Source organism: Streptomyces sp. NPDC033221 (genome assembly GCF_055577005.1).
In genome coordinates this window covers 63,112-87,875 of the sequence record NZ_JBVIQN010000030.1, presented here as the reverse complement: position 1 = coordinate 87,875, position 24,764 = coordinate 63,112, and the positions used below count along the sequence as shown (strand labels likewise).

Below are 24,764 nucleotides of genomic sequence, written 5' to 3'. Positions count from 1 at the left end.
GGCCCAGCGCCGTCGTCCTGCCCGGCGTGCCAAGCGGGTGGCGGCCGGCGGCAGCCGCACCGGCGCCCGTCGACGGCACGCCTACCCGCCGCGGACGGCTTCAGACCGGGCGCGCGTGGCCGGCGCGGTCCCGGCGGCCGCTTCAAACCGCGCCGGCGAAGCCCCGCATCCGCTCCAGCTCGGCGGCCACGTCCGTGAGCGTCGCGCAGCCCGGTACGGGCGGGATCTGCGCCGCCAGCGCGGGCGGCCCCGGCCGGCCCGGGTCCTCCAGCGCGTCCGCCATCGCGGTGAGCGCCTCGGACAGCCGGCGCGCCTCCTGCTCCGTGGGGCGGCGGGCGCCGTGGTCGAGCCGGACGGCACAGGCAGTCGCCGCGTCGACGATGCGCTCGGCGGCGGTGACGACCGTGAGCCAGTCGGGGTTGCGGCCACGCGCCGCGACGAGTTCGGCGGCCGCGGTCTCGGCCGCCGCGCGGGCCTCGCCCAGCGCCCGGTAGGCCTCCCGGCGCAGCACCAGCCGCTCGCCCCGGTCGTGCCCCGGCTCGGCCTTGAGCACCTCGCCCAGATATCCGCCGGTGGCGCGCAGCGCGGCGGTGACCCGGTGGCCGACACGGCGGCGCGGGTCGGCCAGCCGCGGCAGGTGGCCGACAACGAGCACGATGCCGCACGCGGCCGAGGTGTCCACGATCCGCTCCAGCGCGGCCTGCGGATCACCGCTGACGTGCACGAACGACAGCACCATCAGAGTGATCGCGACGGTCTGCAGCGCGAAGTGGCGGGTGGCGAACGGCAGCAGCGCGCCGCCCGCAGCGGCGATGAGCGCGGGCCACCACCAGCCGTCCAGCAGCGCCCCCGCCGCCGCGAAGACCAGGACGCCGGCGACGGTGCCGGCGAAGCGGTTGACCGTACGCGAGAAGAGCGGGCCGAGATCGGGCTTGACCAGGAAGGTGACGGTGGCGGGCAGCCAGTACCAGTGCTCGGCGCGCAGGGCGAGGGCCGCCGCCGCGCTGACGGCGATGCACAGGCCGACCCGCAGGCCGTAGTCACGGCCGGCCGGACCGAGGGTGCTCCGGCCGCGCCGGGAGCCGGGTCGGGGACTGGTTCGGGGACTGACCAGCGCGATCATCCGGTTGAGGACGGATGGGCGCGGGCGCCGGGGTTCCTGCCGCTGTGGGTCCGGCCCGGTTTCCGGGGCGGTTCCGGCCGCGGGCTCCGCGGCGGGCCCAGGGGCTCCGCGCACCTCATCCGCCGGCCCTGTCCCTGTCCCTGTCCCTGTCTCCGTCTCCGTCTCCGTACGAGCGGGTACGGCCCCGGAGATCGCCGCCGGTCCGCCCTCGGCCCCGGCGGCGTCCAGCGGTTCCGTACGGTCGAAGACCACCGCGGCGTCCAGGAGCGCGCGGTCGAACGCGCCCCGTGCCGGGGAGCTGGTCTCCGGCGCGGCGAGCCGGCCCGGCGCTCGGCCGGTGCGCAGCGCTTCGGCGAAGCAGCGCGGGCCCTCGGCGACCCGGTTCGGCAGCGGCTGGGCCTCCCACAGCAGCGCGACACTGGCCTCGCACAGCGCGGTGCCGGCGGCCAGCCGCTCGGCCAGCAGCCGTTCGTCCGCCCGGGGGCGGCGGCGCAGCAGACGGCGCAGCCGCAGGGCCTCGTCGGCGCGGTCGAGGGCGGCGGTGAGGCGTCGGCGGGCCGCTTCGGCGCCGGGTCCGCCGACGGCTTCCAGCGCGTCCGCGAGCGCGTCGAAGACGGTGGCGACGGCCGCCCGCTCGCCGCTCAGCGGGCCGCCCGCCGGGCGCGGCGGGTGGAAGACCAGGCGCAGCAGGAGCAGCCACAGGCAGCCGGCCAGGAGGTAGAGGGCCTTGAGCCACGGGGCGCCGGACAGCGGCATGCCCGCGCCGAGGATGGTGCTGGCCAGCATCTGCATGCCCGCGTTGGACCGCACCGGTCCGGCGACGCTGCCCGCGCCCGAGACGAAGCCCACGGCGAACAGCGCGGGGACCACCCACCAGCCCGCGCCGACCGTCTGCAGCGTGGCGCCGGCCAGCATGCCGAGCGCCGACGCGAGGGCGGGCAGGCCGATGTGCACGATGCCGCGGCGGCGGGTGCCGGGGCGGTCGTTGACGCCCGCGAGCATGGAGCCTAGGCCGGCCAGCACTCCGGCCGCCGGGTGGCCGGTGGCCACGCCCGCGGCGAGCAGCGGGCCCGCGCACAGCGCGCCGCGGATCACGGCGGCCCAGGGGACGGGCAGCCGCTGCCAGCGCAGGGGGTGGGCGAGCCAGGTGGGCACGGCGCGCGGAGCGCGGGGCATGGGCCTCCTTGTACGGCGGATGACGGCGGGGCGGGCTTATGGGTACGTACCCGTACGAAGCGGGACGTACTGCCCGGCAAAGGGCTGGACACAGGGGAGGGAAGGGCACAGGGAGTGCCCGGGACGGGTGCGGGTGTCCGAGGGGCGTCATCGGCCGACGGTGCTGACATCCAGCTTACGGTCCTGTTTGTACGCACCGGGACGTGCGGGTTACCGGGATGTCAAGATCACATTCAGCCGTACCGAACGCCTGCCGTCCGGCGGCCCGTCCCGCCCCGCCTACTCCCCCGCGGCCGCCGCCACCGCCGCGACCAGCACGCTCCCGCTCGTCCGGGCCACGACGTGCGCGGCCCCCTTCATCGCCCGCGCGTCCACCGCCAACCGGTGCGTACCCGCTTCGACTTGTCCCGCGAACAGCTCGACCGTCCGCGTCCGCGAGAGGCGGTCCACGCGGTACGCGGTGATGCCGATCCGGCACGGCACCGCGGTCTCGACCGTGACCTGGCCGCGGACCGCGGCCAGCCGCAGCAGCCGGCGCTGGTCCTGCGGACAGCGGTCCAGGGCCTGTTCGATGCGGGCGACGAGCAGCGGCACGACCGGCACCGGCAGGTCCACGAACACCGCCGAGGAGCCCGCCGCCGCGAACGCGGCCCGCACGGCGGCCCGCTCCGCCTCGCCCACCGCGCTGCCGAAGGCCACCGCTCCGTAGGACCGTAACTCGTCCGGTGAGGCGCCCGCCGCGTCCCGGGTGATCTCCGCGCCGATGCCGATGCCGCGCAGCGCCGCGGCCAGCCGGGCCGGCAGCGCGACCCGCTGGCCGACCAGCAGGACCCGCCGGGAGGCCGCCGCGCCGCGCTCCGGCCCGGCGTCGGACAGCAGGTGTTCCAGTGCGGCGCGGTACCGGGCGCCGTGGAAGCGGAACGGGCCGATGCCCGGATAGCCGTCCCGCCGCAGGTCCGCGGTCTGTCCCGTCTGCCAGGCGAAGTCCCGCCAGACGACGTCCACGCCGTCCCGCTCGATGACGGCGGTGACCGCGCCGCACTCCAGCCCCTCGCACTCCGGGCAGCCGTAGAGGACGTAGCGTCCGCCGGCGAGCGGGGCGTCCTCCTCCAGGAGCAGCCGGCGCACGTGCGCGGTGAACAGGGACGGGCCGAGGTCGGCGGCGAGCGGGGAGACCGCGTCGAGGTCGGCCAGGCGCAGCAGGAGCGGTCTGCCGTCGACGATGAAGTCCCAGAAGTCCCGGTGGGCTTCGTACGCGCCGTTCGACAGTACCGCTCCGGCGCGCGTCGCGGGCGCCAGTCCGAAAGTCGCGTAGTGCGCAGACATGTCCTGAGTATCCCCACGCAACCGCCGATATGAGCCCGGCGCCGGACAATTCACAGGGAGGGGCCCGTTCCGTATCCGCGAGGTGGCCGCCCCGCCGGAGCCGTCGCCCCCGGCGGGCGCACCGGATAGCGTCCAGGCATGACGACGAGCGATGTGATCGTGATCGGCGGCGGGGTGATCGGCCTGACGGCCGCCGTCGGGCTGGCGGAGCGCGGGCGCGAGGTGCGGGTCGTCAGCCGCGACCCGGCCGGGGACACCACCTCCGCGGTCGCGGGCGGCCTGTGCTGGCCCTACCGGGTACGGCCGGAGGAACGGGCCGTGGCCTGGTCACTGCGCTCCTTCCACGTGCTCACCGAGCTGGCGCGGCGTCCGGCGGAGACCGGTGTGCGGCTGGTGACCGGCACGATGGCCGACGCCGGGAACGCGGAGCCGGACGGCTGGCACGCCGCGGTGCCGGGGCTGCGGCGGGCCACCCCGGACGAGCTGCCGGCGGGTTACGGCGCGGGCTGGCGCGCGGCCACTCCGCTGGTGGACATGCCGTCCCACCTGCGGTATCTGGAGCGGCGGTTGGCGGCGGCGGGCGGCACGCTGCAGCGGCGGCCGTTCACCTCCCTCGCCGAGGCGGGGCGGGAGGCCGGCACGGTCGTCAACTGCTCGGGACTGGGCGCCCGCGAGCTGGTTCCCGACCTGGCGGTGCAGCCCGTGCAGGGGCAGCTGGTGATCGTGGAGAATCCGGGCGTCGAGGAGTGGTTCGGGTCGGCCGACGGGCACGCCGAGACCACGACGTACATCCTGCCGCAGCCGTACGGGGTGGTCCTCGGCGGCACGGCGCGCGAGGGCGCCTGGTCGCGGGAGCCGGACCCGGCGACCGCCCGCGCGATCGTGGAGCGCTGCGCGCGCGTGCACCCGAAGCTGGCGCACGCCCGGGTCCTGGCGCACCGGGTCGGGCTGCGCCCGGCGCGTACCGCCGTGCGGCTGGAGGCGGAGCGGCTGCCGGGCGGCGCGCTGTGCGTGCACAACTACGGGCACGGCGGGGCGGGTGTGACGGTGGCGTGGGGGTGTGCGGACGAGGTGGTGCGGCTGGTGGGCGGCGGGACGGTGTGAGGGGAGGGCCGGTCTCCCGCCGGCCCTCCCCCTGGGTTCACTTCCGCTTGCCCGGTGCTACGGCTTGCCCTCCTCGGCGGCCGGGGCGGGCGCGCCGGCCGTCCCGGTGCCGGTGCCGGGCGCGCCGTTGCCCGGCCCGATACGGATCTCGAAGTCGCCGTCGTAGCGCTCGTGGCCCGCGATGACGGCCAGCTCGACGACTTCCTCGCCCTTCTGGCCGCGCACGATCAGCGGATCGTGGCGCAGGTCCTTCAGCAGCGCCCAGCACATCGCGATCATCACCAGGGTGAAGGGCACCGCGACGAGGATCGTCAGGTTCTGCAGCCCGGTGAGGGCGTCGCCCGAACCGCCGCCGATCATCAGCATGATCGCGGCGACCGCGCCGGTGACCACGCCCCAGAAGATCACCACGAGCCGGGTCGGTTCGAAGGATCCCTTCTGGGAGAGCGTGCCCATCACGATGGAGGCGGCGTCCGCGCCGGAGACGAAGAAGATGCCGACGAGGATCATGACCAGGATGCTGGTGAGGGTGGCCGCCGGATACTGGTGCAGTACGTCGAAGAGCTGCCCCTCGGGCGTGGTCTCGCCGGAGAGCTTCTTCCCGTCCTGGAGGTGCATCGCCGAGCTGCCGAACACCGCGAACCACAGCAGGCTCACCACGCTCGGCACGAGGATCACCCCGCCGATGAACTGCCGGATCGTGCGCCCGCGGCTGATCCGCGCGATGAACATGCCCACGAACGGCGTCCAGGAGATCCACCACGCCCAGTAGAAGACCGTCCAGCCGCGCAGCCAGTCGCCGACCTTGTCCCCGCTGCTGGCCTCCGTGCGGCCGGCGAGCTGCGGCAGTTCGCCGATGAAGGTGCCGATGGAGGTCGGCAGCATGTTCAGGACGAGGATGGTCGGTCCGACGACGAACACGAAGACCGCCAGGATCAGCGCCAGCACCATGTTGATGTTGGACAGCATCTGGACGCCCCGGGCGATGCCGGAGACCGCCGACAGGATGAAGGCGACGGTCAGTACGGCGATGACGGCGACGAGCAGGGTGGTGCTGACCTCGTCCATCCAGCCGAGCACCTTGATGCCGCTGCCGATCTGCAGCGCGCCGAGCCCCAGCGAGGCCGCGGAGCCGAAGAGCGTGGCGAAGATGGCCAGGATGTCGATGACCTGCCCGCCCCAGCCGTTGGCGCGCCGCTCGCCGATCAGCGGGGTGAACACCGCGCTTATGGTCTGCCGCCTCCCCCGCCGGAAGCAGCTGTACGCGATGGCCAGCCCCACGACCGCGTAGATCGCCCAGGGGTGCAGCGTCCAGTGGAAGAGCGTGGTGGCCAGCGCGGTGTCCATGGCCTGGGCGGCGTCCTTGGGGTCGGTGCCCGGCGGCGGCGCGCCGAAGTGCCCCAGCGGTTCGCTGACTCCGTAGAACATCAGGCCGATGCCCATGCCCGCGCTGAACATCATCGCGACCCAGGACACCGTACGGAACTCGGGCTCCTCGCCCTCCTTGCCGAGGGTGATCCGGCCGTACTTGCTCACCGCCAGCCAGATGGCGAAGACCACGAAGCCGGAGGCGGAGAGCACGAAGGCCCAGCCGCCGTTCTTGATGACCCAGTCCAGCATCGTCGACGAGGCGCTCTTGAGCGTCTCGGTGGAGGTGGCGCCCCAGACGATGAAGGCGAGGGTGAGCAGCGCCGTGACGCCGAAGACCACGCGGTCGGTCTGCGGGGGGCCGGTGCGGTGCGGCTCGCCGGGGAGGTCCGCCATGACCGGCGCACCTCCCCCGCCGCCCGTGTCCTTGTCTGATTCCGACACGTGTCGACCTTTCAATTGGCCAGTTTTTCCCTACCCGTTACCCCCTACCACACGGTGGGACGCGTTCAGCAGCCCTTGAGCGGAGTCGCGGCCGTAAGGTGATATTCGGCCCGGCCGTCCAGCAGCAGTGGAACGAGGGCGCGCATCGGCTGGCGGAGCGGCACCACGGCCCCGCCCTTACCGGCCCGGTGCGACGCCACGCCATGCAACGCGAGTTCGTCGTTGACCTCGGCGTACTGCCGTGCGTCGAGACGGTACGCGCAGGGCGGGCTGCCCAGAATCTTCCCGGCAGCGGGCGGTTCGTTGTCGGCGCCGCCGAGGTAGACCGGTCCACGGTCGGCGTAACCGGCCAGCCAGGCGCGAGTCGTGGCGGACTCGATCCGGGCCCGGCGCTCACCGGCGAAATCGAACAAGCCTTTCAGTCCGGCCAGTTGCGAGGTGACCCGGCGGCGGTTGTTCAGCGCCGGGTCGGCCTTCTCGGCGTCGGTCAGCGCGTCGACCCGGGTCTCCACCAGCAGCCCGACGGAGTTCTTCACCCCGGCGGTGTTGCGCAGGATGCGTTCCTGGCCGTCACCGGCCACCTGCTTGACCGGGTCGCCGGTCTCCGGGTCGGTCCAGATGCCGTAGATGCCGGTGCTGAATCCGGCGTCGGCGGCTTCCGGCCGTACGTACTCCTCGGACAGGACGGTGGACTCCCGGTGCACCGCGCGGGCGGTGTTGAGGTTGCGCGGCCACAGGGAGAGCACGTCCTTCATGTAGTACGGCACGGTCGGCCCGTATTCGTGCAGGTCGTAGATGATGTCCGGGCGGTGGTCGCGCTGTACGGCGGCCAGGGCGCGCGCCTCGGCGGTCTTCAGGGCGAGGTGGTCGCGGTTGATGTCCACGCCGTCGGAGTTGCCGCGGGTGCCGGCGGCCCGGCCGTCCGGATTGGCGGTCGGCACGACCAGCACACTCGTGCGTTCCAGGAAGCGCCGGGTGGCCGGGTCCCCGGCGAAGGCGAGGTCGCGGACGGTGGACAGGCACGCCTCGCGCCCGGACGGCTCGTCGCCGTGCTGCGAGCAGATCAGCAGCACCGCGTTGCCGCGCCGCACGTCGGCGGCGCTCTTCGGGGCCGGGGCGCCGATGCGTATGAGCCGGAGCGGGCGGCCCTGCGCGGTGGTGCCGATCCGGTCCGTACGGACGCGGTCGCTCGCCCGGTCCACGGCGGCGAGGAAGTCCTGCTCCTCCGGCTGGGTGGTCCAGCGGGCGCCCTTGCTGGTCTCGAAGCCGGTGCGGGGCAGGTCCGGGCCGGCCGCGCCGGCGGGCGGCGAGGCCAGCAGGGTCGTGGTCAGTGCGACGGTCAGCGCTCCGAGGGCGAGGCCGCGGGAGAGGGGTGTCACGAGGGGGTGCCTCCAGTGTCGGACGGTGGGGCGAACGGTGGAGGAAGACGGCGGGGTTCCGGGTTGGGCGTACGGGCTCCGGGGGGCTGGGACCCTGTGTCCGGGCTTGCGGGCGGGGGCCGGGGCGCGGTGCCCCGGCCCCGCCCGTACCGTCAGCGCACGTCCGGGATCCGGCTCGGTGCGGACGGCCGCACGCCGGTCGTCGGCGCCGGTGCCAGGCGCGCCGGTCCGCCGGTCCCCGCCGTGGCCGCCGCCAGCGCCTTGCCGCCGCCGACGACGGGCAGGCGGGCGGCGGTGCGGGCTAGGTCCAGGGTCAGGCGCGGGGTCGTGGACGGCGGGTCGATCAGGTCGGCGTCGGTGCCGGCGATGATGAGCGCGAGGCGGTGCCCGGCGGGTACGACGTGGTCGCTCGCGGCCAGGTCGAGGGTGATCGTGTAGGGCTTGCCGGGGGTCAGCGGGCGGCCCTTGCCGGGGTTCGCCCAGTTGCCCAGGTCGGCCCAGCCGCGGCTGAAGACGGTGTGGCCGACGTGCACCGTGTCGGCCTTCGTCTCCTTGTAGCAGGAACTGTCGCCGGTGGTGCTCGCGCCCCAGCAGGTGCGGCCGGTGAGGGTGGTGATGCCTTCGCCGGCCGCGCCGTAGTTGCGGATGGTGTCGGGGCCGAGGTCCACCAGGACGGCGGAGAGGTGGGCGGTGGAGGTGCTGGGGGTGGCGGTGACGGTGACCTTGCCGGAGCCGGACAGACGCAGCGGCTTGGTCAGCGGCTTGGTGGTGAATCCGGCCTTGGCGGGCGTGGACGTGTCGATCTGCGCGGCCCAGTCGGCCTCGTTCAGGCGCGGGTCGTCGGTGAAGGCCTCGGTGGTGCCGTGCGGCGCGCGCCGGGTGCCGAGTTCGCCGACGCCCGGGGCGCTGCCGTTGCGCGGCCGTACGGTGGTGGCCGAGGTGCCGGCGGCGGGCCAGACACGGTCGGTGGCCCACTGGTCGGGGGCGCGCTCGACGTCGGCCATCGGCTCGTCGTCGATGCCGTTGTCGTAGCCCATCAGGTAGTGGTCGAACCAGCGGTGCAAGGTGCGCACCCAGTCGGACCGGCGGAAGTCGAACGGGTCGACGTGGCCGGTCTGGGAGAGCCAGACCTTGCGCTCGACGCCGTTGTCGGCGAGCGCGTCCCACCACTGGCCGAAGTGCTTGGTGCGGACGTTGAGGTCCTGCATCCCGTGGACGGCGAAGACGCTGGCGGTGACGTTCTCCGCGTCCTTGACGTAGTCGCGCTCGGTCCACAACCGGGTCCAGTCGCCGGTGCGCGGGGCGCCCTCGGCGAGCTTCTTCTGCACGGCGTCGCAACGCAGGCGCGCCTCGGGACTGTTGACGCGGTTGGCCAGAGCGTCGGGGCCGGAGTTGTACAGCGGGGCGCCCTTGGCAAAGTAGTAGTCGTACCAGGAGGAGATGGCGGCGATGGGCACGATGGTCTTCAGGCCCTCGACGCCGGTGGCGGCGACGCCGTTGGCGATGGTGCCGTCCCAGCTCTTGCCGATCATGCCGGTGTCGCCGTTGGTCCAGCCGGCGGTGACGCGATTGCCGCCCGTACGGGAGTCGAAGGCGCGCCCCCGGCCGTTGAGCCAGTCGACGACGGCGCGCGCGGACTGGATGTCGGAGCGTCCGCCGACGTCCACGCAGCCGTCCGAGCGGTTGGTGCCAGCCAGGTCGACCAGGACCGTCGCATAGCCACGCGGTACGAAGTAATTATCGTAGAAGAGCGGGAACTGCACAGGCTTGCCGGTGCTGTCGTAGGTCTTCTTCTGGCTTTCGTTGCCGCGCCCGCAGCAGGAGTAGTAGGGGCTGGCATCCATGATCACGGGGACCCGGCGGCCCTGCTGCGCGGGTTCGCGCGGCCGCACGATGTCGACGGCGACCCGGTCGGTCCGCCCGTCCGAGTCGCCGTCGATCCTCGTGTCCACCCAGACCGATTCGCGTATCGCGCGGTCGTAGGAGTACACGGGTCTGGACTCACCGGCGGCGGACGGTGCGGCGGATGCCGGTCCGGTGAGCGTGGTCAACAGGGCGACGGTCACCGCCGCCACGAGCGCTTTCCAGGGGATGCGGGGGAACCGCGCGCTTTTGGTCACGGGGCGGACGGTAGCGCGGGGGAACTCCTGCGCGTAAGAGTGCGCGACGTGGCGGGCGGGGGCGAAAAGGGGTTCGCGGGGACGCTGAGCCGCGCGACGGCCGGGGTGCCTGTGTCGTCCTGATGTCGGTCATGTGTCAGATGGGGCCATGGACATGACGGGCGGGTTCCGAGTACATAGGGTCTGAAGAACTGAGGACCTGATGAGCCGAACGGGCTCACCTCCCCTACAAGCTGGAGGATTTCGTGCGTCACAGACTCATCGTTCCGGGTGCGGCCGCCCTCAGCCTGCTGCTGGCGATCCCGGCTTCCGCGGCCAGTTACACACCCGGCGCTCCGGGCGCGGGCGACTCCTACTACCCCGAGAGCGGCAACGGCGGGTATGACGTCTCCCACTACGACCTTCGGCTGAAGTACCAGCCGAAGACGGACCTGCTGGAGGGCACGGCGACGCTGCTCGCCAAGACCACGCAGGACCTGAACCGCTTCAACCTCGACTTCGGCCTGAAGGTCAGCGAGATACGCGTCAACGGCAAGAAGGCGTCCTTCGCCACCTCCGGCAAGCACGAGCTGGAGGTCACGCCGGCCACCCCGCTGCCCAAGGGCAAGGACATCAGCGTCGTCGTGCGCTACGCGGGCAAGCCGTCCGAGCTGAAGATCGACGGGTACTCCGCCTGGCACCGCACGCCCGACGGCGGGGTGATCGCGCAGGAGCCGGACTCCGCCGTGTGGTGGTTCCCGAGCAACGACCACCCGACCGACAAGGCGACGTACGACATCTCGGTCTCGGTGCCGGACGGCAACCAGGCGCTCAGCAACGGCGTCCTGCTGTCGCAGACCTCCAAGCTCGGCTGGACGCGCTACAACTGGCGCTCGGACAAGCCGCAGGCGACGTATCTGACCACGCTCGCGGTCGGCAAGTTCGACGTCACCAAGGACACCACGGCCAGCGGCCTGCCGGTGATCAACGCCGTCAGCAAGGACCTCGGCGCCTACGAGGGTTCGGCGCGCGCGAGCATCGAGCGCACCACCGAGGTCACGGAGTGGCTGGAGTCGGTCTTCGGTCCGTACCCGTTCAACTCCGTCGGCGGGTACGTCCCCAATGTGAAGGCCGGTTACGCGCTGGAGACGCAGACCCGCCCGTTCTACGGCAAGGAGGCGTTCGCCAACGGCGCCAACGTCTCCGTCGTGGTGCACGAACTCGCGCACCAGTGGTACGGCGACAGCGTCTCCGTCAAGGACTGGAAGGACATCTGGGTCAACGAGGGCTTCGCCCGCTACAGCCAGTGGCTGTGGTCGGAGAAGGAGGGCGAGGGCACCGGTCAGGAGCTGGCCGACTACGTGTACGCCCAGCACCCGGCCGACGACCCGTTCTGGAAGGTCAAGCCGGGCGACCCGGGCCCGGACAACCAGTTCCACGGCGCGGTGTACGACCGCGGCGCGCTCGCCCTCCAGGCGCTGCGCAACAAGGTCGGTGACCAGGCCTTCTTCGGGCTCCTGAAGTCCTGGCCGACCGACAAGAAGTACGGCAACGCCTCGGTGCAGGACTTCGTGACGTACGCCGAGCGCAAGACCGGCAAGCCGCTGGCCGAGCTGTTCGACACCTGGCTCTTCCAGCCGTCCAAGCCCGCGGCCGCCGCGGCCAAGGCCACGTTCGGCGCCCGGTCGGCCGCTCCGGCCAAGGCACCGGCCCAGCCGAAGTCCTGGAAGTCGATCCAGGCCACGAACAACGTGCACGGCCACGGTCACCAGCACTGACCCGAGACGGGGCCCGGCGCACACCGCCGCCGGGCCCCGCCCACGTGCCACGTCCCCTCCACCTCCGCGACACCCGGAGGTTACTCAGAAGTAAGTGCGCCTGGTTCGATGTGCGGCGGGTCATCCCCGCCCCTCACACGACCAGGAGACCGCATGCCGTACCGCCCGCACAGAGCCATTGCCGGCACGGCGTTGGCCGCCGGACTGGCCGCCACGACGTGCTTGGTCACGGCGCTCCCGGCATCGGCCGCGCCAGCGCCGGCCGAGGTGCCCGCGATCAACGTGCTCTCGTACAACGTCTTCCTGATGAGCAGGACCCTCTACCCCAACTGGGGCCAGGACCACCGGGCCAAGGCGATCGCCTCCGCCGGCTTCTTCCGAGGCCAGGACGTCGTCGTCCTCCAGGAAGCCTTCGACAACTCCTCCTCCGACGCGCTCAAGTCGGCCGCGGCGGCACAGTACCCTTACCAGACACCGGTCGTCGGACGCGGGAAGAGCGGCTGGGACGCCACCGGCGGCGCCTACTCCGCCACCACTCCCGAGGACGGCGGAGTCACCCTGCTGAGCAAGTGGCCGGTGCTCCGCAAGGAGCAGTACGTGTTCAAGGACGCCTGCGGGGCCGACTCCTGGTCCAACAAGGGCTTCGCCTACGCCGCGCTGAACGTCCGCGGCTCCACGGTGCACGTCGTCGGTACGCACGCCCAGTCGACCGACCCGGGGTGCAGGGCGGGGGAAGCGGCCGCCGTCCGGGCGAAGCAGTTCAAGGAGATCGACGCCTTCCTGGACGCGAAGCGCATTCCGGCGGACGAACAGGTCATGGTCGCCGGTGACGTGAACGTGGACTCGCGCAGCCCGGAGTTCGCCTCCCTGCTCGACAACGCCGGTCTGGTGGCGGCCGACGCGCGTACCGGGCACCCGTACTCCTTCGACACCCGGGACAACTCGGTCGCGGCCTACCGGTACCCGGACGACCCGCGCGAGGACCTGGACCACGTCCTGCACCGTCGCGGCCACGCCCGGCCCGCCGGCTGGCACAACGAGGTCGTCAAGGAGCGGTCCGCGCCCTGGACGGTGTCGAGCTGGGGCAAGGAGTACACGTATACCGACCTGTCGGACCACTACCCCGTGACGGCCGGTCAGCGCTTGAGGTAGTAACCGGTGCCGGAGGTGACGACGGGGCCGACGGCCGCACCTTGCGGAAGTTCGCCCATGTCCACAGCCCCGCCGCCGCCAGGCACGCGGTGCCGAGCAGCACCATGGGCAGCACCACGCCGGCCTCCTCGTCCATGAACAGCAGCAGGCCGAGGTTGATCAGCGCGTGGAAACCCCCGGCCAGCGGCAGCCCGGAGGCCGCCCGTGCTCCTTCCAGGGCCCAGCCCAGCACGACCGACATGGCCACGGTCCCCACGATGAACGCGCCCGCGTACTCCGGGCTCCGAGCGAAGATCTGGACGTGCCAGACGCCCCACAGCACACCCACCACGACCGATGTCGTCACCGAGCCGAAGCGGGTGCGCAGCAGCGGCCGCAGGAAGCAGCGCCACCCGATCTCCTCGCCGCACGCGCCGATCAGCTGCGCCACGGCGATCAGCGCGAACGGGGCGTGCGGCCGTGTGAAGCGGGCGTCCCCGGTGAGCGCCGCGTACACCGCGACGGTCAGCGCGATGACCAGGGGTGCCGTGGCCAGCAGCAGCACCCCGGGCGTCTTCCGTCCGCCGCGGCCCGGCTCGGAGCCGGCGAACAACTCCCGTACCCGCCCCGGCCGGAGCAGCGCGACCGCTCCCACCGCGAGCGCGGGGCCGAACTGGACCAGCTGGATGACCTCACCGGGAATCCCGGTGGCGGGCTGGAGCGCGCCCAGGGCTCCGGACGCCACAAAGGCCACGATGACGAACACGGCCATCGCCGTGATGTCGGCAGATTTCTTTCGCATGGCCATGACGATGCCGCCCCGCGGGTCCGCAGCCACTGGGTCTGCTTACCGGACGGGGGTGTATCCAGGTACACCCCGGCGAGTGGTGGTTCTACGGGTACGGGGGCGCACGGCCGATGCGCGGCGACCGGTCCGGGCGCCGTTTGCCGTCCTGGACGCAACAGGTCCAGGATTGCTGCCGTGACCGAGATATCAGCTGATGCACGGGCCACGCCCGCGCAGCCCTCCCCCACCACCGCCCCGCGCCCGGGACCGCTGCTCGCCGTCCTGCTGTCCGCGTGGTTCATGGCACAGTTCGATTTCTTCGTCGTCAACGTCGCCGCCCCCTCGTTCGAGAAGGACCTGCACACCGGGCCCGCCGCCCTCGAACTGATCGTGGGCGGTTACGCCTTCGCGTACGCCAGCGGCATGATCACCGGCGGCCGGCTCGGGGACCTCTTCGGCCACCGGCGCACCTTCGTCGTGGGCCTGCTCGCCTTCGCCGTCACCTCGCTGCTGTGCGGCATCGCGATGAATCCGGCCCAACTGGTCGGCGCCCGGCTGCTCCAGGGTTTCGCCGGGGCCGTGATGGTCCCGCAGGTGCTCGCCACGATCACCGCCACGTTCCCGGTGCACGCGCGGGGCCGGGCGATGGCCTGGTACGGCGTCGCCGGAGGGACGGCCTCGGTCGCCGGGCAGGTGCTCGGCGGGCTGATGCTCGACGCCGACATCCTCGGCCTCGGCTGGCGGGTGCTGTTCCTGATCAATGTGCCGATCGGCGCGGTCGCGGCCCTGCTGGCCCTGCGCTTCCTGCCCTCGGTACGCCCCGGCCGGCGGGCCCGGCTGGACCTGCCCGGCGCCTGCGGCGTGGCGCTGACGCTGGGGCTGGTGCTCGTACCGCTCGCCATGGGACGCACCGCCGGCTGGCCGGCCTGGACCTGGATCTGCCTGGCCGCCTCCGTACCGGTGGGCGCGGCCACCGTGCACTGGCAGCGGACCCTGACCGCCCGCGGCGGCGAGCCCGTACTGGACCTCGCGCTGTTCCGGGAGGGTTCCTATCTCGCCGGTGTGGTGACGGGTGCGGCCTTCATGGCGTACTGGGCGAGTCTGATGTTCACCCTGACCCTGCTGCTCCAGGGCGGTTTCGGGCTGGGCCCGTTCCAGGCCGGGCTGGCCTTCGCGCCGACCGGCGTCTGCTTTGCCGCCTGCTCGCTGCTCAGCCGCCCGCTGGTACAGCGCTTCGGCCTGCGCGTCCTGCAATTGGGCAGTGCCATCACGGTGACCGGCCTGACGGCGGTCGCCCTCGCGCTGCACTTCCAGCCGGACCGCGGGGCGCTGCCCTGGATCGTCGTCACCATGGCGGTGGCCGGGGTGGGCAACGGGCTGCTGTTCCCGCAGCTGATCGGCGCCTCACTGGTACGGGTGCCGGCACACCGGGCCGGTATCGGCGCGGGAGTGCTCACCACCGCCCAGCAGTTCGGCGGCGCCGCCGGTGTCGCGGTCATCGGCGCGGCCTTCTTCGCGCTGGCCGGCAGCGCGCCGAGCGCCGCCGGATACGCGCGGGCCGCCATGTGGACCACCGTCGTCTCGGTCGCCCTGACCTGTGTGGTCACGGTGCTGACGACGGTCATCCGGCGCGCGGCCGAGCGGGCCGAGCGGGCCGAGCGGGCCGAACGCGAGAAGCGAGCGGCGGACGCGTCCTGAGACGCGTCCGCCGTGCCGTACGGCCGTACGGTCAGCCCTGGCCGAGTGCCCCCGGCCGTACGGTCAGCCCTTGTCGAGCTTGCCCCCGCCGGTGACCGCGTCCCGCTCGCGTTCGGCCGCGATCCGGCTCACCCGGCCGCGGACCACGAACCAGCCCACGACCAGCGCGGCGCCGATGATCGGCAGCAGCATCACGGTCTGCTGTCCCACGCCCTCGCTGTCGAAGGCCATCAGGACGATGACGCCGAGCAGGAAGACGATGGTCGCGATGTCGGTGACGGGGGTGCCCGGCAGCTGGAAGCGGGGGCGGTCGACCAGGCCCTCGCGGGAGCGCCGGACGAAGACGATGTGACAGACCATGATCGTGCACCAGGTGCTGATGATGCCGAGCGCCGCGATGTTCAGCACGATCTCGAACGCCTTGCCGGGCACGAGATAGTTCAGGCCGACGCCCAGCACGCACACCGCGGAGGTGAGCATGATGCCGCCGTACGGCACCTGATTGCGGTTCATCAGGCCGGCGAACCTCGGCGCCGAGCCCGCCATCGACATCGAGCGCAGGATGCGGCCGGTGGAGTACAGGCCGGAGTTGAGGCTGGACATGGCGGCGGTGAGCACCACGAGGTTCATCACGTCGCCCGCGGCCGGTACGCCCACGTTGGAGAGCACGGTCACGAAGGGGCTCTCGGAGCCGGTGTACTTGTTCCACGGCAGCAGCAGCGCGAGCAGGATGACCGAGCCGACGTAGAAGACACCGACCCGCCACATGATCGAGTTGACGGCCTTGGGCACGACCTTCTCCGGCTCGTCGGTCTCACCGGCGGTGACGCCGACCAGTTCGACGGCGGAGTAGGCGAACACCACGCCTTGCAGCACGATCACCACGGGCAGCAGGCCGCTCGGGAAGAAGCCGCCGTGGTCGGTGATCAGGCTCAGGCCGGGGGTCTCGCCGCCCACCGGGTGCTGGGTGGCCAGCAGGAAGATCCCGATGAACATGAAGACGACCAGGGCCGCGACCTTGATGATCGCGAACCAGAACTCCATCTCACCGAAGATCTTCACCGAGATGAGGTTGATGGCCAGCACCACCGCGAGCGCGATCAGCGCCATCGCCCACTGCGGGATGGCGGTGAACAGGCTCCAGTAGTGGGTGTAGAGGGCGATCGCGGTGATGTCGGCGATACCGGTCGTGGACCAGTTGACGACGTACATCCAGCCCGCGATGTACGCGCCCTTCTCCCCCAGGAATTCCCGCGCGTACGAGACGAACGAGCCCGACGACGGGCGGTGCAGCACCAGTTCGCCCAGGGCCCGGACGACGAAGAACGCGAACAGACCGCAGACCGCGTACGCGATGGCGAGCGCGGGCCCGGCGGAGGCGAGCCGGCCGCCGGCGCCCAGGAACAGACCGGTGCCGATCGCCCCGCCGATCGCGATCATGTTGACGTGCCGGCCCTTGAGGCCCTTGCTGTATCCGGCGTCGCCCGCGTCCTGGGCGGTCGAGGCCTTCCCCCCGTCCGGTGGCCTGTGGGCGTCTTCCTGGACGGTTTCCGTGCTCACAGCTGGTTCATCTCGCTTTCGGGCAGGCGATGGAGCCGTCACCGGTCCCACGGGTCACGCGAGTCCGGCCGACGGCACACCTTCCCCCAGAGCCGCCCCCTCGTCTGTGTGCTGGATCACAGCGTGTATGAGCCATCAATAATCCGTCCGGATATGACCGGAATGAGTTGTCGGGGTCATGTCGATGAGCCCCAGATTCCGCCACGCTCCGGTCACCACTCCTCACGCAGGAGAGCGATACGCGCCGTCACCTTCCGGTCTTCACTGGCCGGAAATCGCTGTCGGGCCGAGAACGTGGCGCAGCCGCAGTGACGATTTCGCCGGGGGCGCCGGTGGGGAGCAGGCGGGTCAGCGCACCGTGATGAGCACGTGGCCCGTGGGCGGCTAAGACTCCGGCATCTCGTCCGTGATCCAGGCGTACGCCAGCGCTGCCAGGCCGGCACCCTTGCCGGTCCACACCAGCGGTTCACCGATGTACTCGCCGTACTGGTCGTGGACGTGCGCATCGACGGGCACCAGCTCGGAAGGCACGGCCGCGTACCGCACCGGTTCCCGGACCCGCAGATCGACGCTCACCGACCCGAGCCCCCGGAGAGCCACGACATCCGTCCGGTCCAGCCGGCCGCGCACCTCACTCCCGCCAGGCCCCGGAAGGTTTCACAAGGCCGGTGAGACAGCAATACTGTTGAACACGGTCGGCCGCGGCACGGTCGCGGCGGGCGCAGGGGGCGCGGGCACACGCGCGGACGCAGCGAGGAAAGTGAGGCGCGGCATGGCCACCGGGACCGGGGAAGAACCGACGCTCACCGTCGACGAGTTGGCCGCCCGCGCGGGCGTGACCGTGCGCACCGTCCGTTTCTACAGCACCCGGGGGCTGCTGCCGCCGCCCGCGATCGGCCCGCGCCGCGTCGGCCGGTACGGTGACGCCCACCTCTCCCGGCTCGCGCTCATCGAGGAACTCCAGCACCACGGCATGACGCTGGCCGCCATCGAGCGCTACCTCGCCCGGCTGCCCGACGACCTCAGCGCCCACGACCTCGCCATCCACCGCGCCCTGGTCGCCTCCTGGGCGCCGGACTCCGCCGAGGAGGCCACCCGGGCCCACCTGGAGCGCCGTGCGGGCCGCGCGCTGAGCGAGGACGACATCGACCGGCTGGCGGCGATGGACGTCCTGGAGCGCACCGACGCCCCCGACGCCTTCCGGGTCGACCCGGCCGTCCTGCACCTGGGCATCCGGCTGCTGGACGTACCGGTCGCGCTGGAGACGCTGCTCGCCGCCCGTACCGTCGTCCAGGAGCACACCCGCTCGGCGGCGCGCGAGCTGACCCGGCTCTTCCACGCCGAGGTGTGGGGCCCCTACCGGGAACGCGAGTCGGACCCCGAACAGGTGGAGTCGATGAAGTCGCTCTCCGCCCATATGCAGCCGATGGTGGTGCAGGCTCTGGTGACGGCCTTCCAGCGGTCGATGCGCGAGGAGCTGCGGGCGACCTACGCCGAGGAGTGAGCGCGCGCCCGGCGGGCATGACGTGGTTACCGGTCCCCGGGTGCGGCCGGTGGTGCGGCACAGCCCGACGAGCGAGACGAGGCGGTGGGTGGAGGGGCGCAGCGTTTCCCGGGCCGAGGCGGCGGACATCCTCGCCCGGCAGGAGAGCCACTTCTGGGAGTTCAAGAGCGGCCGCAGCGGCGGGGCGGTCGTGCAGATCATCGCGGCCGCCCTGGCCAACGCCGAGGGCGGGGAGTTCATCGTCGGCATCGAGGACCCGCGCAGCGGGCGCGGGCTGGCCCGGTGGCGCGGCTTCGCCTCGCTGGAGGACGCCAATTTCGTCCAGCAGGCCATGGTCGACCAGGTGGAGCCGCCGGTGCCGTACGACATCGAGTTCCTGCGGGTCGAGGGCCGCGCGGAACTGGGCTGGGCCGCTCTGGTCACGGTCCACAAGAGCCCGGACGTGCACAAGACGGCGCGCGGCGAGGTGCCGCAGCGCCGCGGCGCCCAGTCGCGGCGGCTGAAGGGCACGCAGATCACCGATCTGTCGCTGTCCAAGGGCGCCCGTTCCTACGAGGACCAGCTGCTGCGCGACTACGCCCTGGAGGAGCTGCGGGCCGAGGACGAGCTGCACGCCTTCCTCGGCCGGTACAGTCCGCGCACCTCCGCCGAGCGGTTCCTGCGCCGGCAGCGCCTGGTGGACCGCGGCGGGGCGCTGGCGACCGTCGCCGGTGCCGTGCTGTTCGCCGCCGAGCCGCCCGCCGTCGTACCGAAGAAGTGCTCGGTGAAGATCGCCCGGTACGAGACCGGGGAGCAGGTCCCGGACCGCCGGCACCTGAAGTCCGCGCCGACGACGGTGGACGGGCCGGCCCGGGTGCTGATCGACCGGACGCTGGCGGCGGTCACCCGGATCATCCAGTCGGTGCCGGTGCTGGGTCCGGACGGCGCCCTGTCGCCGATGGCCTACCCGCCGGAGGCGCTGAAGGAGATCATCGTCAACGCGGTGATCCACCGGGACTACAACCTCTCCGACGACATCCTGATCTCGGTGTTCGACAACCGGGTGGAGGTACGCAGTCCGGGCCGGCTGCCCGGCCACATGACGCCGGACAACCTGTTCACGGAGCGCTTCGCGCGCAACCCCACGATCGTGCGGCTGCTGAACAAGTACCCGGACCCTCCGAACAAGGACATCGGCGAGGGCCTGGACACCGTGCTGAGCACGATGAAGGCGGCGAAGCTCAAGGAGCCGCGGTTCTTCGTGGAGGCCAACGCGTTCGTCGTGGTGCTGGAGCACACGCCGCTGGCCCGGCCCGAGGAACTGGTGCTCCAGTACCTGCGGTCCAACCCGGAGATCCCCAACCGGATCGCGCGCCGCATCACCGGCATCGCCTCCGAGAACCGGATGAAACGGGTCTTCCACCGGCTGCGGGACGCCGGGCAGATCGAGCCCGTGCCGGACCGGGCCGGCTCCCGTGCGGCGTGGCGACTCAAGCGGGACTGAGAGCCTGCGTCATGCCCCCGGCCGGGCACGTGCGGGCGGTGCGGATGCGTACCGGCCGTCGGTGCACGGGGTGGTGCGGGCCGGCCCCGGCGGGCCGGTCCGCACCGCCGTGCGACGTCACGCGTCGCTGAACTTCTCCCCCCGCTCCGCCTTCTCCACCAGCAGCGCGGGCGGCGCGAACCGGTCCCCGTACGCCGCCTGGAGTTCGCGGGCGCGGGTGACGAAGCCGGGCAGTCCGCCCTCGTAACCGTTGATGTACTGGATGACGCCACCGGTCCAGCCGGGGAAGCCGATGCCCAGGATGGAGCCGATGTTGGCGTCCGCTACGGAGGTCAGCACGCCCTCCTCGAAGCAGCGGACGGTGTCCAGCGCCTCGGCGAACAGCATCCGCTCCTGCATGTCCCGGAACGGGATGTCGGTGTCGGCCTTCGTGAAGTGCTCGCGCAGGCCCGGCCACAGGCCGGCCCGCCTGCCGTCCTCGCCGTACTCGTAGAAGCCCCCGCCGCCGCTGCGGCCCGGCCGCCCGAACTCGTCCACCATGCGGTCGATGACGGTGTCGGCCGGGTGCTGCTGCCAGGTGCCGCCGGCCGCCTCGACCGCCCGCCGGGTCTCGTTGCGGATCTTGCGCGGGAGGGTGAGGGTCAGCTCGTCCATCAAGGAGAGCACCTTGGCCGGGTATCCGGCCTGGGCCGCGGCCTGCTCCACCGAGGCCGGCTCGACGCCCTCGCCGACCATCGCCACGCCCTCGTTGATGAAGTGGCCGATGACGCGGGAGGTGAAGAAGCCGCGCGAGTCGTTGACGACGATGGGGGTCTTGCGGATCCGGCGTACCAGGTCGAAGGCGCGGGCCAGCGCCTCGTCGCCGGTCCGCGCGCCCTTGATGATCTCGACCAGCGGCATCTTGTCGACGGGCGAGAAGAAGTGCAGGCCGATGAAGTCGGCCGCCCGCTCGACGCCTTCGGCGAGACCCGTGATGGGGAGGGTGGAGGTGTTGGAGCACAGCAGCGCGTCGGGGGCGACGAGGTGCTGGATCTCCTGGAACACCTTGTGCTTGAGGGCGGTGTCCTCGAAGACCGCCTCGATGACGGCGTCACAGCCGGCCAGGTCCTGCGGGTCGGCGGTGGGGGTGATGCGGGCGAGGAGTTCGTCCCGCTGGGCTTCGGTGGTCCGACCGCGGCCCAGCGCCTTGGCGAGCAGCCCTTCCGAGTACGCCTTGCCCTTCTCGGCCGCTTCCAGGGAGACGTCCTTGAGGACGACCTCGATCCCGGCCTTGGCGCAGGAGTACGCGATGCCCGCGCCCATCATGCCGGCGCCGAGCACGGCGACCTTCTCGACGGTGCGCGGCGCGACGTCCTTGGGGCGGTTGGCGCCGGAGTTGACGGCCTGCAGGTCGAAGAAGAACGCCTGGATCATGTTCTTGGAGACCTGGCCGGTGACCAGCTCGACGAAGTAGCGCGCCTCGATGGTCTGCGCGGTCTCGAAGTCGACCTGGGAGCCTTCGACGGCCGCCGCGAGGATGTTGCGCGGGGCCGGGTACGGGGCGCCGTTCAGCTGCTTCTTCAGGTTGGCCGGGAAGGCGGGGAGGTTGGCGGCGAACTTCGGGTGCGCCGGGGTACCGCCGGGGATCTTGTAGCCCTTGACGTCCCAGGGCTGCTGGGCCTGCGGGTTGGAGTCGATGAACGCGCGCGCCTTCTCGATCAGCTCCTCGGGCGTGGCCGCGACGTCGTGGATCAGGCCGTTGTCCTTGGCGCGGGTGGCGTTGTACTGGGTGCCCTGGAGCAGCACCTTCAGCAGCGCGTCGGCGATGCCGAGCAGCCGGACCGTACGGACCACGCCGCCGGCCGCCGGGAGCAGGCCGAGGGTCACCTCGGGCAGGCCGATCTTGGTGGCGCGGGTGTCGAGGGCGACGCGGTGGTGGCAGGCGAGCGCCAGCTCGTAACCGCCGCCGAGGGCCGCGCCGTTGATGGCGGCGACGACCGGCTTGCCGAGGGTCTCGATGCGGCGCAGGTCGCGCTTGATGCCCTGGCCGGTCTCGAACGCGCGCTGGGCGTGCTCGGGGGTGACGGCGATCAGGTCGCGCAGGTCGCCGCCGGCGAAGAAGGTCTTCTTGGCGGAGGTGAAGATGACGCCGCGTACGGTGTCCCGCTCGGCCTCCAGGCGGTCGGCGACGGCCGTCAGCGAGGTCTTGAAGGCCTCGTTCATCGTGTTGGCCGACTGGTCCGGGTCGTCGAGGACGAGGGTGACGACGCCGGTCTCGTCCTGTTCCCAGCGGATGGTGGTGGATTCACTCATGGGGTGCGTACTCCGTAGTGGGTGAGGGACGAGGGTCAGACGCGCTCGATGACGGTGGCGATGCCCATGCCGCCGCCGACGCAGAGGGTGGCCAGGCCGTAGCGCTTGTCCTGGCGCTCCAGTTCGTCGACGAGGGTGCCCAGGATCATCGCGCCGGTGGCACCGAGGGGGTGGCCCAGGGCGATGGCGCCGCCGTTGACGTTGACCTTGTCCAGGCTCAGGCCCATGTCCGCCACGAAGCGCAGCACGACGGCGGCGAACGCCTCGTTGATCTCGACGAGGTCGATGTCGTCGATGGTCAGCCCGGCTTTGGCCAGGGCCTTGCGGGAGGCGGGCGCGGGGCCGGTGAGCATGATCGTGGGCTCCGAGCCGGAGACCGCGGCGGAGACGATACGGGCGCGCGGGGTCAGGCCGTACCGCTCGCCGACCTCGCGGGAGCCGATGGCGACCAGCGCGGCGCCGTCGACGATGCCGGAGGCGTTGCCCGCGTGGTGGACGTGGTCGATCTTCTCCACCCAGTGGTACTTCTGCAGGGCCACCGCGTCGAAGCCGCCCATGTCGCCGATGGCGGCGAAGGACGGCTTGAGGCCGGCCAGCGAATCGGCGGTGGTGCCGGGCCGCATGTGCTCGTCGTGGTCGAGGACGACCAGGCCGTTGCGGTCGGTGACGGGTACGACGGAACGCGCGAAGCGGCCGTCCTTCCAGGCCGCGGCGGCGCGCTCCTGGGACAGCGCGGCGTACTCGTCCACGTCGCGGCGGGAGTAGCCCTCGACGGTGGCGATGAGGTCGGCGCCGATGCCCTGCGGGACGAAGCCGGTGTCGAAGTTGGTCATCGGGTCGGCGAACCAGGCGCCGCCGTCGGAGGCCATCGGGACCCGCGACATCGACTCGACGCCGCCCGCGAGCACCAGGTCCTCCCAGCCGGACCGGATTTTGGCGGCGGCCATGTTGACCGCTTCGAGGCCGGAGGCGCAGAAGCGGTTCTCCTGGACGCCCGCGACGGTGTCCGGCAGCCCGGCGGCGATCGCCGCGATCCGGGCGATGTCGGAGCCCTGGTCGCCGACCGGTCCGACGACGCCGAGCACGATGTCGTCGACGGCTGCCGGGTCGAGGCCGGGGAAGCGGCTGCGCACCTCGTGGATGAGGCCGACGACGAGGTCGATCGGCTTGGTGCCGTGCAGCGCGCCGTTGGCCTTGCCGCGGCCGCGCGGGGTGCGGATCGCGTCGTATACGTACGCTTCGGAAGTCACGGTGGGCAGCCTTTCCAGCTGGTGTTTCGGGAGCGGCGGGGGGCGTGGGGTGAGGGTGGGGTGAGGGGACAGTGGGCGGTGGCCTTCGGGCTTCGGGCGTGGGCCGGGGCGGGCCGGTCAGCCGAGGAGGGAGCGGCCGATGATCTCCTTCATGATCTCGGTGGTGCCTCCGTAGATGGTCTGGATACGGCCGTCGGTGAAGGCCCTGGCGACCGGGTACTCGCTCATGTAGCCGTACCCGCCGTGCAGTTGCAGACAGCGGTCGGCGACGCGCTTCTGCAGTTCGGTGGCCCACCACTTGGCCATCGAGGCGTGTACGGCGGCGAGCTTCCCGTCGGAGTGGTCCACGATGCAGCGGTCCAGGAACTCGCGGGTGACGGCGCACTCGGTGGCCATCTCGGCTATCTCGAACCGGATGTGCTGGAGCTTGGCGAGCGGCCGGCCGAACGCCTCGCGCTCCTTCACATACCGCGTGGTGATCTCCAGCAGATGCTCGGCGGCGGCGATCCCGGCGACCGCGATGCCCATCCGCTCCTGTGCGAGGTTGGTCATCAGGTGGATGAACGCGCCGTTCAGCTCGCCGAGGAGGTTCTCCTTGGGCACCCGTACGTCGGTGAAGAACAGCTCGGCGGTGTCCTGCGCCTTCTGGCCGATCTTGTCCAGGTTCCGGCCGCGCTCGAAGCCCGGCGTGTCCCGCTCCACGACCAGCAGGCTCAGGCCGTGCGCGCCGCCCTCGGGCGTGGTCTTGGCGACGACGATCACCAGGTCGGCGAGGATGCCGTTGGAGATGAACGTCTTGGAGCCGTTCAGCAGCCAGTGGTCGCCGCGGTCCTCGGCGGTGGTGCGGATGCCCTGGAGGTCGGAGCCGGCGCCCGGTTCGGTCATGGCGATGGCGGTGATGGTCTCGCCGCTGCAGAAGCCGGGCAGCCAGCGGCGCTTCTGCTCGTCGGTGGCGAGCTGGGTCAGATACGGGCCGACGATGTCGTTGTGCAGGCCGACGGCGAGTCCGGCGGCGCCGGCCCGGGTGAATTCCTCGGCCAGTACGGCGGCGTAGCGGAAGTCGGTGTTGCCGCCGCCTCCGTACTCCTCGGGGACCGCCATGCCCAGCAGGCCCTGCTTGCCCGCCGCACGCCAGGCGTCGCGGCTGACGATGCCGTCCTTCTCCCACTGGTCGTAGTGCGGTGTCACCTCCCTTTCGAGGAAGGTCCGTACGGTGCGGCGGAAGGCGTCGTGGTCCTCGGTGAAGATCTGGCGTTCCAGCT

Annotated in this window: 17 protein-coding genes; 6 read left to right on the top strand and 11 right to left on the bottom strand. The window is 72.0% G+C overall.

The genetic code is table 11. The features are described from left to right. Window positions 1-142: 142 nt before the first annotated feature. Both ACZ53K_RS31415 and ACZ53K_RS31410 read right to left on the bottom strand, forming a co-directional pair. Window positions 143-2,299: an FUSC family protein gene (locus ACZ53K_RS31415; protein WP_468843233.1), complete on the bottom strand. Its 2,157-nt coding sequence runs from the start codon at window positions 2,297-2,299 to the stop codon at window positions 143-145. 279 nt (window positions 2,300-2,578) lie between these two features. After that, window positions 2,579-3,625 (bottom strand): oxidoreductase, encoded by a 1,047-nt coding sequence (locus tag ACZ53K_RS31410; protein WP_468843230.1) that lies wholly within the window; start codon window positions 3,623-3,625, stop codon window positions 2,579-2,581. A gap of 138 nt (window positions 3,626-3,763) precedes the next feature. On the opposite strand from ACZ53K_RS31410, the gene ACZ53K_RS31405 reads away from it, so the two are divergent. After that, the gene (locus ACZ53K_RS31405; RefSeq protein ID WP_468843228.1) at window positions 3,764-4,729 is read left to right on the top strand and encodes an FAD-dependent oxidoreductase; all 966 of its coding nucleotides are present in this window, start codon (window positions 3,764-3,766) and stop codon (window positions 4,727-4,729) included. Window positions 4,730-4,786: 57 nt separating this feature from the next. On the opposite strand, the gene ACZ53K_RS31400 is transcribed toward ACZ53K_RS31405, so the two are convergent. From ACZ53K_RS31400 to ACZ53K_RS31390, 3 genes are all read right to left on the bottom strand, one after another. Beyond that, window positions 4,787-6,493: a BCCT family transporter gene (locus ACZ53K_RS31400; protein ID WP_468843226.1), complete on the bottom strand. Its 1,707-nt coding sequence runs from the start codon at window positions 6,491-6,493 to the stop codon at window positions 4,787-4,789. A gap of 113 nt (window positions 6,494-6,606) precedes the next feature. Further along, the gene (locus tag ACZ53K_RS31395; protein ID WP_468843224.1) at window positions 6,607-7,920 is read right to left on the bottom strand and encodes a M14 family metallopeptidase; all 1,314 of its coding nucleotides are present in this window, start codon (window positions 7,918-7,920) and stop codon (window positions 6,607-6,609) included. 152 nt (window positions 7,921-8,072) lie between these two features. Beyond that, window positions 8,073-10,040 (bottom strand): Xaa-Pro dipeptidyl-peptidase, encoded by a 1,968-nt coding sequence (locus ACZ53K_RS31390; RefSeq protein ID WP_468843221.1) that lies wholly within the window; start codon window positions 10,038-10,040, stop codon window positions 8,073-8,075. 245 nt (window positions 10,041-10,285) lie between these two features. Between ACZ53K_RS31390 and ACZ53K_RS31385 the strand changes: the two genes are divergently transcribed. After that, window positions 10,286-11,797 carry a M1 family metallopeptidase gene (locus ACZ53K_RS31385; protein ID WP_468843218.1) on the top strand — a complete coding sequence of 504 codons (1,512 nt, stop codon included), beginning with the start codon at window positions 10,286-10,288 and terminating at the stop codon, window positions 11,795-11,797. A 153-nt stretch (window positions 11,798-11,950) separates the two neighbouring features. Continuing rightward, the gene (gene sph / locus ACZ53K_RS31380; protein WP_468843215.1) at window positions 11,951-12,949 is read left to right on the top strand and encodes a sphingomyelin phosphodiesterase; all 999 of its coding nucleotides are present in this window, start codon (window positions 11,951-11,953) and stop codon (window positions 12,947-12,949) included. Here the strand turns inward: sph and ACZ53K_RS31375 are convergent. Further along, window positions 12,843-13,730, bottom strand: a complete 888-nt coding sequence (locus tag ACZ53K_RS31375; RefSeq protein ID WP_468843212.1) for a CPBP family glutamic-type intramembrane protease — start codon at window positions 13,728-13,730, stop codon at window positions 12,843-12,845. The genes sph and ACZ53K_RS31375 overlap by 107 nt on opposite strands. A 180-nt stretch (window positions 13,731-13,910) precedes the next feature. Here ACZ53K_RS31375 and ACZ53K_RS31370 point away from each other — a divergent pair, with 180 nt between their 5' ends. Further along, window positions 13,911-15,413: an MFS transporter gene (locus ACZ53K_RS31370; RefSeq protein ID WP_468843209.1), complete on the top strand. Its 1,503-nt coding sequence runs from the start codon at window positions 13,911-13,913 to the stop codon at window positions 15,411-15,413. A gap of 63 nt (window positions 15,414-15,476) precedes the next feature. Here ACZ53K_RS31370 and ACZ53K_RS31365 read toward each other — a convergent pair whose 3' ends face one another. Together ACZ53K_RS31365 and ACZ53K_RS31360 are read right to left on the bottom strand one after the other, a co-directional pair. Further along, window positions 15,477-16,973, bottom strand: coding sequence for an amino acid permease (locus ACZ53K_RS31365; protein ID WP_468843207.1), 1,497 nt, complete (start codon window positions 16,971-16,973; stop codon window positions 15,477-15,479). A gap of 384 nt (window positions 16,974-17,357) precedes the next feature. After that, window positions 17,358-17,549 (bottom strand): hypothetical protein, encoded by a 192-nt coding sequence (locus tag ACZ53K_RS31360; protein ID WP_468843204.1) that lies wholly within the window; start codon window positions 17,547-17,549, stop codon window positions 17,358-17,360. 196 nt (window positions 17,550-17,745) lie between these two features. Here ACZ53K_RS31360 and ACZ53K_RS31355 point away from each other — a divergent pair, with 196 nt between their 5' ends. Together ACZ53K_RS31355 and ACZ53K_RS31350 are read left to right on the top strand one after the other, a co-directional pair. Continuing rightward, window positions 17,746-18,477, top strand: coding sequence for a MerR family transcriptional regulator (locus ACZ53K_RS31355; RefSeq protein ID WP_468843201.1), 732 nt, complete (start codon window positions 17,746-17,748; stop codon window positions 18,475-18,477). An 88-nt stretch (window positions 18,478-18,565) separates the two neighbouring features. After that, window positions 18,566-19,960 carry an ATP-binding protein gene (locus tag ACZ53K_RS31350; protein WP_468843198.1) on the top strand — a complete coding sequence of 465 codons (1,395 nt, stop codon included), beginning with the start codon at window positions 18,566-18,568 and terminating at the stop codon, window positions 19,958-19,960. Between the two features lie 117 nt (window positions 19,961-20,077). Here ACZ53K_RS31350 and ACZ53K_RS31345 read toward each other — a convergent pair whose 3' ends face one another. The 3 genes from ACZ53K_RS31345 to ACZ53K_RS31335 form a co-directional block, all read right to left on the bottom strand. Beyond that, complete coding sequence (locus ACZ53K_RS31345) at window positions 20,078-22,252, bottom strand: 3-hydroxyacyl-CoA dehydrogenase NAD-binding domain-containing protein (RefSeq protein ID WP_468843195.1); 2,175 nt, start codon at window positions 22,250-22,252, stop codon at window positions 20,078-20,080. Between the two features lie 35 nt (window positions 22,253-22,287). Next, the gene (locus ACZ53K_RS31340; protein ID WP_468843192.1) at window positions 22,288-23,502 is read right to left on the bottom strand and encodes an acetyl-CoA C-acetyltransferase; all 1,215 of its coding nucleotides are present in this window, start codon (window positions 23,500-23,502) and stop codon (window positions 22,288-22,290) included. Window positions 23,503-23,619: 117 nt separating this feature from the next. After that, entirely contained in the window at window positions 23,620-24,762 is a 1,143-nt protein-coding gene (locus tag ACZ53K_RS31335; RefSeq protein WP_468843304.1) for an acyl-CoA dehydrogenase family protein, read from the bottom strand. Window positions 24,763-24,764: the final 2 nt, after the last annotated feature.